The organism is Enterococcus sp. AZ197 (genome assembly GCF_050556405.1).
Classification (GTDB): Bacteria; Bacillota; Bacilli; order Lactobacillales; family Enterococcaceae; genus Enterococcus; species Enterococcus faecalis.
The window spans coordinates 2,700,399-2,712,500 of record NZ_CP187873.1 but is presented as its reverse complement, the minus strand read 5'-3'; the positions used below and the strand labels follow the sequence as shown (position 1 = coordinate 2,712,500).

Sequence of the window (12,102 nt, the reverse complement as noted above, 5' to 3'; positions counted from 1 at the left end):
CTTTGTTTGAAAATCCGTTAAGCGAATGTAGGAGTTACTGACACCCACTGCTAAAATATTTTCAGCGGTTAAAAGTAAATCAATGCTTTTATTTAACATGGCCTCGGTTAATAACTGTTGGGTGGATTGAACAGTTTCAGTCGTTAACTGCGCAATTTTCTTGGCAATTAGTAAATCAGAATCTTGCGCTAAAAAAGGCATATTCGCATCAACATTCCGGATTGCTTGGTAGTGAATTTCTAAGTCGCGGGACAAGCGGATTTTAAATTCTTTGAAACCGCTAGTTTCTGTTTTTTTACACAAACGAACAATCGTGGAAGTTGAAGAGTTGGTGGCTTCTGCTAGTTCATAAATCGACATATGCAGGACTCGTTCAGTATGAGATAAAATAAAATCAATAATTAGCCCTTCGTTATATGTATAGCGTTCTTTTTGTTCTAAACATTCGATTAGATTCAATGGGTTCACCTCTCTGTGGTACTTTGTTTCGCTTTCAGTATACCTTAAGCGTATGAATTATGAAACATAGTTACAGAATCAGTTAGTTGTATTTACATCAGAAAGCGGTTTCTTTATGATGAGGATATCACAAAGGATTAAGGAGAGAAGTGAAATGGATAAGTTAACAAACTGGGTGGAGCAAGCCGTAGTGCCTAAAGTTTCAAGGATTACAAGTTTACGTTATTTTCAAGCCTTAAGAAATGGTTTTTTTGCAATTATGCCGTTAACAATTATTGGATCGATTTTTATGTTGATTACAGATTTTCCAGTAGCAGGGTATGGCGATTTTATGGCTGGAATTTTCGGTGCAGGTTGGGCGGATATGATTTCACCAGCTTATCGAGCGACTTTCAACATGATGGGAATTATTTTTGCCGGGACGATGTCCTATAAATTGGCGGAAAGTTACGAAATGGATCGTTTAACTTCATTAATTTTAGGAATTGTCGCTTACGTAGTCGTTTTACCGAAAACGGTGACCACTGAATCAGGCGAAGTTGTGACGAAAGTTTTATCGTTTGATTGGTTAGGAACGCAAGGGGTGATTACGGCCATTATTATGTCAATTCTTTCGGTTGAGTTGACTCGTTTCTGTATTAAGAAAAAATTAGTCATCAAAATGCCTGAAAGCGTGCCTTCTATGGTGAGCCAAGCTTTTAGTGCATTGATTCCTGGGATTTTTGTGGTAGCGGTGGCTTTATTGATTAATGGGATTGGGCTTTCGTTTGCGGATTACTTCCCACAATTAATTTATGCGGTGATTCAAGCGCCACTGCAAGGTTTAATCGGAACCCCTTTTGCAATTATTATTGTGGCTGGCTTAAATGGACTGTTCTGGTGGTTTGGGATTCATCCAACTGTCATCAATTCCATGCTATATCCTATTTTATATGCGAATGCAGACAAAAACCAAAGCTTAGCGGAATTAGGACAATTAACTGCTCAAAATGGCAACTTTGGCACGGTCCAAATGCTCGATCAATTTGCTACAATTGGAGGCGCTGGTTGCACGATTGGCTTGGCTATTGCAATGGCCATCGTCGGACATTCGTCTAGAATGAAAGCCATGTCGAAAATTTCGTTTGTTCCAGCATTTTTCAACATTAATGAACCCTTGATTTTTGGACTCCCAGTTATTTTTAACCCTTTATTATTGATTCCGATTGCGGTCGCGCCGATTGTATCGGTCTTGATTGCCTTTCTGTCAATGAAAATTGGGTTCATGCCAATGTTTACAAACATTCAAGCACCATGGGCTACCCCCTTTCTGTTTTCGGGCTTTTTAGTGGGAAAATGGCAAGGTGCAGTGACGCAAGTTTTAGCTGTTGCGGCTAGTGTCGTTATTTATTATCCATTTGTAAAAGCCTTAGATCGACAATATCAAAAAGAAGAAGCCCATGAAGTACCAGAAACATTGTAGAGAAAGAGGAGTGAAGGAAATGCATGTTGAGAATGATGAAAATATTTGCTGTGAAGTGGAAAAAGGAATGGAAAAAACGTATCATCCGATGGTGCCCGAGTTGGTTCAAACCTCTTCCTTTTATTTTCCAACTTACGAAGAATTTATGGCAGCGAGTATAGATGAAAAAAATAATTATGTTTACACACGTGGCACCAACCCCACAACAGAAATTTTAGAGAAAAAAATTGCTCGTTTGGAACGTGGAGAAAAATGTAAAGTTTTTGCCTCAGGAATGGGCGCTATTTCGGCAACGCTGTTTACGTTGCTCCAACAAGGCGATCATGTTTTAATGGTCAATACAATTTATGGAGAATCTGTTTCGTTTGTGCAATATTTAGAGAAATTTGGCGTATCCTTGACCAAAGTAGACGTTGCAGAAACAGAAGAACTTTTTCAATTTGTTCAGGAAAACACCAAAGTCATTTACTTTGAAAGTCCGTCCTCACAAAAGTTTGAACTGCTAGATTTAGAAAAAATAACTGCGTTAGCACAAAAAATCGGCGCATACACTGTCATTGATAACACGTGGGCGTCACCGTTATTTCAGCATCCTTTATGCCATAATGTGGACCTAGTGATTCATTCTTGTTCCAAATATATTGGTGGTCATTCGGATATTGTAGCAGGGGCTGTCATTGGCAAAGCAGCGCTTGTAGATCAAATTTTTGAACATGGTCATCAAGCTTTAGGAGCAGTCAATAGTCCCTTCAATTCTTGGTTAGCGTTACGAGGTATTCGTACCATGCCTGTTCGGTTGGCGCATCAGTCTCAAGCCATCCAAACGGTGCTGTTGGCTTTGCAAAAGGATCCGCGAATCAGCCGCTTATATCATCCTTTTGTAGGAAATCAACAACAACAAGCGTTAGCAGAAAAATATTTAACAGGTTATGGCTCATTGTTTGCGATTGATTTAAAAGATACCGATTTTGAACGTTTGAAAACATTTGTGAATGCATTGACGCTGGTCACAATTGGGGTCAGTTGGGGTGGCTTTGAAAGTTTGGCCTTGCCTGTATTCAAAGGCAATAACTTGGCAGCTGTTCAGAAAAGAGGCTTGTCGCCAGCGCACATTCGCATGTATGTTGGTTTGGAAGAGCCAACATCTATTATCGAAGATATTCAACAAGCCTTAGATCAAGCCTATGGCGAAGAATCGTTTTTGTGAGACATTAAGATAATCAGCTGAACAAAAGCAACTCCTTCGGAAATAAGCCGAAATTCTCCAAAAATTAAAGAACAATTTTCGGAAATTTCTTCTTATTTCTTGGAGCTAAACACTTTTGTCTCAGCCTCTGTGATTCAATAACATATTTTCAATTTTAGGAGGGGAACTTAAGTCAGTTTGACTGAGGTTGCTCCTCCTGTTTTGCATTTTTTTATTAAAGTCAAAGCGTTCCTCTTTATTTAATAGGCAAAGTTCGATATAATAATGGTCAATATTAGTCAAGAGAGAAGAAGGATGGAAGACTATGAGTAATCAAAATACGTCAGATTTAATCGAGGCTTATTTAAAAAAGATTTTAGAAGAAAGTAATAAAATTGAAATCCGTCGGGCGGAAATGGCTAATTTATTTAATTGCGTTCCTTCACAAATTAACTATGTAATTAATACACGTTTTACCATCCAACGAGGCTACGCAGTTGAAAGTAAACGTGGTGGAGGCGGCTATATTCGCATTGTCAAAGTACAAATTTCAGATAACGATCAATTACTAAAACAAATGGATCAATTGATTGGCGCAACCTTAACAGAAAAAGATGCGCTAACATTTATTCAAACATTGTATGAAGAAGAAGTGATTACGAAAAAGGAAGGCAATTTAATGCTAGCTGCTTTAAGTAAAAGCACATTGAATGGTCTGGGGAATCACGAAGATTTTCTAAGAGCTCAAATAATGCGTTCATTTTTAGAGCGCTTGAGCTATGAGGAGGAATAACTATGGATGAACTATTTACAGAAAGTGCGAAAGCCGTACTGGCGATTGCCCAAGAAGAAGCGAAGTATTTTCGTCACCAATCCGTCGGTTCTGAGCATTTATTATTAGCACTCGTTTTAGAACCGAATGGGATTGCCGGAAAAACATTACGACAATTGAATACTGACACAGAAGACATCCGTGAAGAAATTGAGCATTTAAGTGGCTATGGCACCATGCAAAGTCCAATGGGAAATAACAACTTATACTTACCTTATTCACCAAGAGCCAAACAAATCTTTGCCTATGCTGGAGATGAAGCGAAGCGCTTAGGGGCTCAAAAGATTGGTACCGAGCATTTATTATTAGGCTTGTTAAGAGACGAAGAAATTTTAGCGTCTAGAATTTTAGTGAATTTAGGATTAAGCTTATCCAAAATGCGTCAATTATTATTGAAAAAAATGGGCGTTTCCGAACCCAATGGCGCACAACGTCGTCGGAATGGTCAAAGTAAAAATGCGCCACAAGGGACGCCAACATTGGATTCTTTAGCAAGAGATTTAACCAAGTTAGCACGAGAACAAAGCTTGGATCCAGTAGTTGGTCGCGGGACCGAAGTCCGTCGTTTGATCCAAATTTTGAGTCGCCGTACCAAAAACAATCCTGTCTTAGTCGGTGAACCAGGTGTTGGGAAAACAGCGATAGCAGAAGGCTTAGCCCAGAAAATTGTCAACCGGGAAGTCCCTGAAGATATGCAAGGCAAACGTTTAATGATGCTAGACATGGGTGCCTTGGTTGCTGGAACTAAATATCGAGGTGAGTTCGAAGATCGCTTGAAAAAAGTTGTCGATGAAATTTATCAAGATGGACAAGTCATTTTATTTATCGACGAATTGCATACCTTGATCGGTGCTGGCGGTGCAGAAGGGGCGATTGATGCTTCAAATATTTTAAAACCTGCTTTAGCACGTGGCGAGTTGCAAACAATTGGTGCGACAACTCTGGATGAATACCAAAAATATATTGAAAAAGATGCCGCTTTGGAACGTCGTTTTGCCCGTATTCAAGTAGCAGAACCAACGCCAGAAGAAGCAGAAGAAATTCTAAAAGGCTTGCGTTCACGCTATGAAAAACATCATGGCGTAGAAATTACAGATGAAGCTCTACATGCAGCGGTTCAATTATCGATTCGCTATTTAAATGACCGCCAATTACCAGATAAAGCAATTGATTTAATGGACGAATCTGCAGCAAAAGTTCGTTTAGACAAGGCAGATCAACCTTCAGAAATTAATGAATTGCGTACCGAAATTTCTCAATTAATTACGGAAAAAGAAGAGGCCATTCAAAATCAATCATTTGAAAGTGCCGCTCGGATTCGTCAAAAAGAAAAACAAGTGATGGAAAAACTAGAAGAATTGATTGCAGTGAAAGAAAAAAGTCTGTCTGGTTACAGTACGCAAGTAACAGAAGAAGACGTGGCTGGAGTCGTTTCACAATGGACAGGCGTTCCTTTGCAACAGCTAGAGAAGAAAGAAAGCGAACGATTGATGGAATTAGAAACCATTTTACATCAACGGGTCGTTGGCCAAAATGAAGCAGTTGAAGCTGTTTCATGCGCTATCCGTCGTGCGCGTAGTGGCTTGAAAGACCCAGCAAGACCGATTGGTTCCTTCATGTTCTTAGGACCAACAGGGGTTGGGAAAACGGAACTTGCCAAAGCCTTAGCCGAAGCGATGTTTGGCAGCGAAGAAGCTTTGATTCGCGTGGACATGTCTGAGTTTATGGAAAAATACAGTACTAGCCGTTTAATCGGTTCTCCTCCAGGTTATGTCGGCTACGAAGAAGGCGGCCAACTAACTGAAAAAATTCGTCAACGTCCTTATTCCGTTATTTTGCTAGATGAAGTAGAAAAAGCCCATCCAGATGTCTTTAATATTTTATTACAAGTCTTAGATGATGGCCATTTAACGGATGCCAAAGGACGAAAAGTCGATTTCCGTAACACGATTTTAATCATGACCTCCAACCTAGGAGCAACAGCGATTCGTGAAGAAAAACATGTCGGCTTCAATGTGAAAGACATTTCTAAAAATCATGAATTAATGCAAAAACGAATCATGGAAGAATTGAAAAAAGCCTTCCGTCCAGAATTCTTAAACCGAATTGATGAAACGGTTGTCTTCCATTCCTTGAAACAAGAGGAAATTCATGAAATCGTAAAAATTATGAGTCAATCTGTCGTGAAACGGATGGCCGAACAAGAGGTTAAAGTGAAAATCACACCAGCTGCAATTGAAGTTATTGGTAAAGTCGGGTTTGATCCAGAATATGGCGCACGTCCAATTCGTCGGGCCTTGCAAAAAGAAGTGGAAGATCGTTTAAGTGAAGCCCTTCTTTCTGGTCAAATTCAGTTAGGGGATAAAGTAACCTTAGGTGCTAGCAAAGGCAAAATTACGTTAAATGTGCGGGCACCAAAAGCACCAAAGACAGAAGCGAAAGAATTACAAACTGTATAGATGAGATGCAAAGGAGGTCGGGACAGAAGTGTTTAACTCCGAGAAATAAGAAGGAATTTCCGAAAATTGTTCTTTAATTTTTGGAGAATTTCGGCTTATTTCCGAAGGGGTTGCTTCTGTTCCCGCCGTTTATCAGTTTTTGAGCGTGGGACAAAAATCCAAAGTGATTTTTGTCCCACGCTCCTTTTTCTATTTTCCAGTGGCGATTTCTTTTTGAGAATTGCCAGATTGATTTTTCTGTGCTACGTTAATAAGGAGGGGTGATGGAATGGAACAATCTTTTTTTCGAGAATTACTACATTATCAGCGTCCAAAGGATAATCCTTTTCGACTAGTGTTTGCTGGCTTGGTTATGTTCAGCATTCTTTTTTTGGGCTATATCAATCATCAATTATTGATTTCAAGCTTTGGCTCGTTAGGTATTTTTACTTTTTTATATTATCAGCCGCTACCATTAAAACAGTTAATGACTCGTTTATCTGTGGTCGGTAGTTACCTTTTTTTAGGAAATTTGTTAGGCATGTTATCGACCCATATTGCATGGCTTATTCCCATTGTTGTTGCACTGGTCGGTTTTGGTGGCCGCTTTTTCTTTGAAGTCTACGATATTTCAAAACCAGGGGCCTTCTTTGGTGTGATGGTGACAGCGATGGGTGCCAGTACGAGTATTCCGTTAGCAAAAATTCCGTTCATGAGTGGCTGTATGTTATTAGGCATTGGCTTTTCTATTTTGTTTGCACTAGTGTTGCATTTTACAGAGAAGGAAATCAGTGCCCCGCTAGCTAAGCGATCATTACGGGAACGAATTTATCGGCATCCAGAAGCGCCATTAGATAGCATATATTATAGCTTTGTCTTATTTTTTGCTGTATATATCAGCGAAAGTTTACATTTACAGAATCCGTATTGGTTAGTCGTTTCCTGTGCATCCATTTTACAAGGAGACAATTTACGTGCGATTAAGCAGCGAAATATTCAGCGAATTTTTGGCACAACGATTGGATTGGTTATTTCCGCTTTTCTGCTTAATTTAGCTTTGACAACTTTTGAATCGATTGTCGTGATTACAATCTTATTTGTGACCGTTGAGTATTTTATTCGTCGTAATTATGGATTGGCGCAATTTTTCACAACGCCTATGGCTCTGATGCTTTCATTGCTCGTTCGTCAGCAGTACGTGATAACGTTGATTCAATTCCGCTTTTTGGGGATTGTTTTAGGCAGCTTGTTAGGCTTAGCGGCAGCGTGGCTATTCACCGTTGTAGTAACGTTTTATGAACGAAAATATCACTTGAACGAGTGACCAAAGAACAGATGACCAGTAATTAAAAAAAGAGCATTTGGTAGGTAAGCGGATGGCGCTTCTCTACCAAGATTTTTTTCGGAAACATTGTGAAAAATGTACGTTTAATACAGATAGGCTCTTTTAAAGTTTGTGAACGTATGATACTATTAAACGGTCATAAAGAAGGAGGCTATATTTATGATTGAACTGATTGCAACTGCAGAATCTGTTGAGCAGGCTGTAGAATTACTCGCAACAGGTGTGGATACATTATATATTGGAGAAGAAACATTCGGGTTGCGTTTGCCCGTATCTTTTACACGAGATGAACAACGCGAGATTGTGAAACGTGCACATGAAATGGGCAAACAAGTGCTAGTTGCAGTAAATGGCATTATGCACCCTGAAAAAATGAAATTAGTCCCAGAGTATCTGACATTTTTAAAAGAAATCAACGTCGATAAAATTACTTTGGGTGATCCAGGTATTGTGTTTATTATGCAACGAAATGGATTAGAAATTCCTTACGTTTATGATGGTGAAACCTTAGTAACGAGCTCACGTCAAATCAATTTTTGGAGTAAACGAGGAGCCATCGGAGCTGTCCTAGCTCGGGAAGTACCTTTTGAAGAAATGGTCGCAATGGAAGAAAACTTAGCAGTTCCAGCTGAAATTCTTGTCTATGGGGCGACCTGTATTCATCAATCGAAACGCCCATTAATTCAAAATTACTACAATTACACAAAGAACGACAAAGGGGTTACGAAAGACGAAGGGCTGTTTATTTCTGAACCCAAAAAACCAGAAACCCACTATTCCATTTATGAAGATAGTCATGGTACGCATATTTTTGCCAATAACGATGTGAACTTGATGAATGAGTTAACAAACTTGTATGACCATCACTATCGTACATGGAAGCTCGATGGCCTTTACACACCAGGTGAAAATTTTGTCGCGATTGCTCGCTTATTTGCTGAAGCGAAAGCAGCACTTGAAGCGGGAACTTGGTCAGAAGATCAAGCAGCTCATGCAACAGCTGAAATTGAAAAATTACATCCAACAGGTCGTGGCTTAGACAATGGTTTCTTTGATTTAAGTGCCGATGCAATAAAATAAATTGATTCATTTAAGGGGAAGAAGAACATGAAAGTAATGACAGAACGAACATTGAAGCGTCCCGAGGTGTTGGCTCCAGCCGGGACGCTAGAAAAACTAAAAGTCGCAATTCGTTACGGTGCCGATGCCGTTTATATCGGAGGGAATGCCTACGGTCTGCGTAGCCGCGCAGGAAATTTCACGCCAGAAGAAATGGCGGAAGGCGTAGCTTTTGCCCGCGAACATAATGCGAAAGTTTATGTCGCTGCCAATATGGTCACTCATGAAGGAAACCAGGAAGGGGCAGGAGCGTTTTTCAGAGAATTGCGAGACATCGGAATTTCAGCTGTGATTGTTTCCGATCCAGCTTTAATCGAAATTTGTGCGACAGAAGCACCAGGTTTACCTATCCATTTATCGACACAAGCTTCAGCAACCAACTATGAAACATTAGAATTTTGGAAAAATGAAGGCTTAGAACGTGTGGTATTAGCGCGCGAAGTTTCAATGGAGGAAGTTGCAGCGATTCGTGAAAATACGGACATTGAGATTGAAGCCTTTATTCATGGAGCAATGTGTATTTCATATTCAGGACGTTGTACTTTGTCCAATCATATGTCGATGCGGGATGCCAATCGTGGCGGTTGTTCTCAATCTTGTCGCTGGAAATATGAGTTATTTGATATGCCTTTTGGGACAGAACGTCGGAGCAAAACCAGTGAAGGGGAAGTTGAAGAAGAGTTTTCAATGAGCGCCGTAGATATGTCTATGATTGAACATATTCCAGAATTAATTGAAAATGGTGTCGATAGTTTTAAAATTGAAGGTCGCATGAAATCCATTCACTATGTTTCGACAGTCGCTAATGTGTATAAAAAAGCCGTCGATTCTTACATGGAAGACCCTGAAAACTATGTCTGCCAACAAGAGTGGATTGATGAATTATGGAAAGTAGCACAACGTGAATTAGCAACTGGTTTTTATTACAATACACCAAGTGAAAATGAACAATTATTCGGCGAACGTCGTAAAATTCCACAATATAAATTTGTTGGCGAAGTGATTGCGTACAACGAAAAGACGCAAGTCGCAACGATTCGTCAACGGAACCTTTTCAGTGTCGGCGATGAAATTGAATTTTATGGTCCCGGGTTTACCCATTTCCACCAAACCGTTAAAGAGATGTATAATGAAGACGGTGAAGCGATCGATCGGGCACCTAATCCCATGATGTTATTAACAATGGAAGTGACGCAACCTGTTGCAGTCGGCGATATGATTCGTAAGAAAAAATAAACCAGCCAAAAGGAGGAGTAAATATGAGTGTCCGCGTGAATGATTTATTAAAATTACCGTCTTTGCGAGAAGCAACGGTACTTTCTGGTAAAAACCAATTGGACACATCTGTTGCTTCTCTTTCTTTTTTAGAAGTCTCTGATATGTCTTTGTTTTCGGAAAAACTTCACAAAACAAATGAATACCATGCTGGCGAAATTTTGATTGGTTCATTTTGTGCCATTCGTCATGATGTGGTGAAGCAATGCGAAACGATTCGGCATCTCCATGAATTAGGCGAAGTAGGCCTAATCTTGTACTACGTTGGGATTATCGTACCGAAAGTTGCAGAGGAAGTGATTCAATTAGCGGATTCTTTAGGTTTTATTTTAATCCAAATGCCTAAAAATGATCCCACATTACGCTACAACGAAGTCATTTATGAAGTCATGAAATTGTTAGTCAATAAAAATAAAATGGCTTCTTTTGCAACGGACCTCTTGGAAAAAGTTTCCCTTTTGCCTGAACAAAACCGCAGTGTGGAAATGACCTTGAAAATCCTATCCGATTTTTTAAAAGTCAACATTGCGTTAACCACATATACCAATGAAATCATCAGCACCATCAATTGGCCGCGAAGCACGAAATTGCCCTTAACCAAGTTACTTTATCAATCACAAGAGAAAGTAGCGCTGGGAGAAACGACCTACTTCATTACCTCGCAAAAACTTCCTCAGAAAGATGGACAAACATTGAAGCTTTACTTCATTCGAGAAGAAGAGCAGTTAACCTCTTTTGAGATGAATCAAGCGGTGGAAGTCGTTCAGATGGCTCTGAATTTATGGGGGAAAAACTATGACGAAGTCAGTGAGTATGCCTTAGTCCAAGCAATCATTAACGATGAAAGTGATAAGATGTACCAATTAGCCAAAAAATTAATGATTGATATTTCTTCTGTCGAAACGATGTGGCTTTTGCCTATTTGGCAACAAGGACAAGAAATCCACGCTATTCAGCAAGATTTGAAAGATTTCCTACGTTACTATTACCAAACAACGATTGTCCAGCAAACAGAAAATTACCTGATTGTTCTCTTAGGTAATTATTTACACAAACAGCCTGAAGCCACGATTAGTAAAGAATACTTGCAAGCCACAGACTATCAGGACTATTTAGGTGAAATCATCCTTTGTCCGAAAGTTCGTAACACGACTGAAGTGCGTGTCAGCTACCAAACCGCTAATCAAGTCGCGCCGTTTTTAAAGCGCGTCTATCCACAAAGAAAAGTGTTATCAATCGCGGAAATTCGTACAGTTCAACAAATGATGACGTGTCTCCAAGCAGGAGAAGAAGCAATCCAACAACGCTTAGCAGTTATCCAACCTCTCTTAAAAGAATCAGAGCAGTTAATGACATTAGGAACGTTTTTACTAGATGCAAGTAGTGATTTTAAAGAATGCGGGGAACGCCTATTTGTTCATAAAAATACGGTCAAATATCGTATCAGTAAAATTAATGAAGCGCTCGGCTATGATATGACCAACGCCGCCGAAGCCTATGAAGTCTATTTGGCGATGATCTTATATCGCTTGGTCACGAATGAATGAAAAAAGCAGACAGAGGTCGGGACAGAAGTGTTTAACTCCGAGAACCACGTAGGTACTGTTCAACACTCTCAAAGGCTCAAATACATCGAGTAATCGCAGATGTCATCTATTTGCTTTGCAAATAGTGTTTCTCAGCAATAAGAAGGAATTTCCGAAAATTGTCATAAAACACAACGAGGTACGAGTTGATGTTGCATGATACCTACCCGGTGTTCTTTAATTTTTGGAGACCAAGTAGGTATTGTTCATCATCGAATCACTACGTTCTTCGTGATTCTCAACAATTTCGGCTTATTTCCGAAGGAGTTGCTTCTGTTTCCGCCGTTTATCAATTTTTAAGCCTGGGACAAAAATCCAAAGTGATTTTTGTCCCAGGTTCTTGTCTCTTTTTTATTTTAAGCCAAAACTTCCTTGATATTTTTTTAAATTTGAAAAAGAC

9 protein-coding genes (1 of these 9 cut by a window edge) are annotated in these 12,102 nt (G+C 39.6%); 8 read left to right on the top strand and 1 reads right to left on the bottom strand.

The features are described 5' to 3' along the window. Positions 1 to 468: the 5' portion of a MurR/RpiR family transcriptional regulator gene (locus tag IGK82_RS13000; RefSeq protein WP_002354705.1), read on the bottom strand. Its footprint begins 390 nt before the window's first position; only the first 468 of its 858 coding nucleotides appear in the window; the start codon lies at positions 466 to 468; the stop codon falls past the left edge of the window. 145 nt (positions 469 to 613) lie between these two features. On the opposite strand from IGK82_RS13000, the gene IGK82_RS12995 reads away from it, so the two are divergent. The 8 genes from IGK82_RS12995 (at position 614) to IGK82_RS12960 (ending at position 11,663) form a co-directional block, all read left to right on the top strand. After that, positions 614 to 1,921, top strand: coding sequence for a PTS sugar transporter subunit IIC (locus IGK82_RS12995; RefSeq protein WP_033624786.1), 1,308 nt, complete (start codon positions 614 to 616; stop codon positions 1,919 to 1,921). Continuing rightward, positions 1,899 to 3,128 (top strand): aminotransferase class I/II-fold pyridoxal phosphate-dependent enzyme, encoded by a 1,230-nt coding sequence (locus IGK82_RS12990; protein WP_057086907.1) that lies wholly within the window; start codon positions 1,899 to 1,901, stop codon positions 3,126 to 3,128. The genes IGK82_RS12995 and IGK82_RS12990 overlap by 23 nt, the downstream gene beginning before the upstream one ends. A 304-nt stretch (positions 3,129 to 3,432) precedes the next feature. Further along, the gene (locus tag IGK82_RS12985; RefSeq protein WP_002354715.1) at positions 3,433 to 3,900 is read left to right on the top strand and encodes a CtsR family transcriptional regulator; all 468 of its coding nucleotides are present in this window, start codon (positions 3,433 to 3,435) and stop codon (positions 3,898 to 3,900) included. A gap of 2 nt (positions 3,901 to 3,902) precedes the next feature. Continuing rightward, positions 3,903 to 6,398, top strand: a complete 2,496-nt coding sequence (locus IGK82_RS12980) for an ATP-dependent Clp protease ATP-binding subunit (protein ID WP_016622279.1) — start codon at positions 3,903 to 3,905, stop codon at positions 6,396 to 6,398. Positions 6,399 to 6,666: 268 nt separating this feature from the next. After that, complete coding sequence (locus IGK82_RS12975) at positions 6,667 to 7,701, top strand: FUSC family protein (protein WP_002354721.1); 1,035 nt, start codon at positions 6,667 to 6,669, stop codon at positions 7,699 to 7,701. 180 nt (positions 7,702 to 7,881) lie between these two features. Continuing rightward, positions 7,882 to 8,802, top strand: coding sequence for a peptidase U32 family protein (locus tag IGK82_RS12970; protein ID WP_016622278.1), 921 nt, complete (start codon positions 7,882 to 7,884; stop codon positions 8,800 to 8,802). A 27-nt stretch (positions 8,803 to 8,829) separates the two neighbouring features. After that, entirely contained in the window at positions 8,830 to 10,077 is a 1,248-nt protein-coding gene (locus tag IGK82_RS12965; protein ID WP_002368523.1) for a peptidase U32 family protein, read from the top strand. A 23-nt stretch (positions 10,078 to 10,100) separates the two neighbouring features. After that, a complete protein-coding gene (locus tag IGK82_RS12960; protein ID WP_002354724.1) occupies positions 10,101 to 11,663 on the top strand; it encodes a PucR family transcriptional regulator in 1,563 nt (520 codons plus the stop codon). Positions 11,664 to 12,102 lie beyond the last annotated feature (439 nt).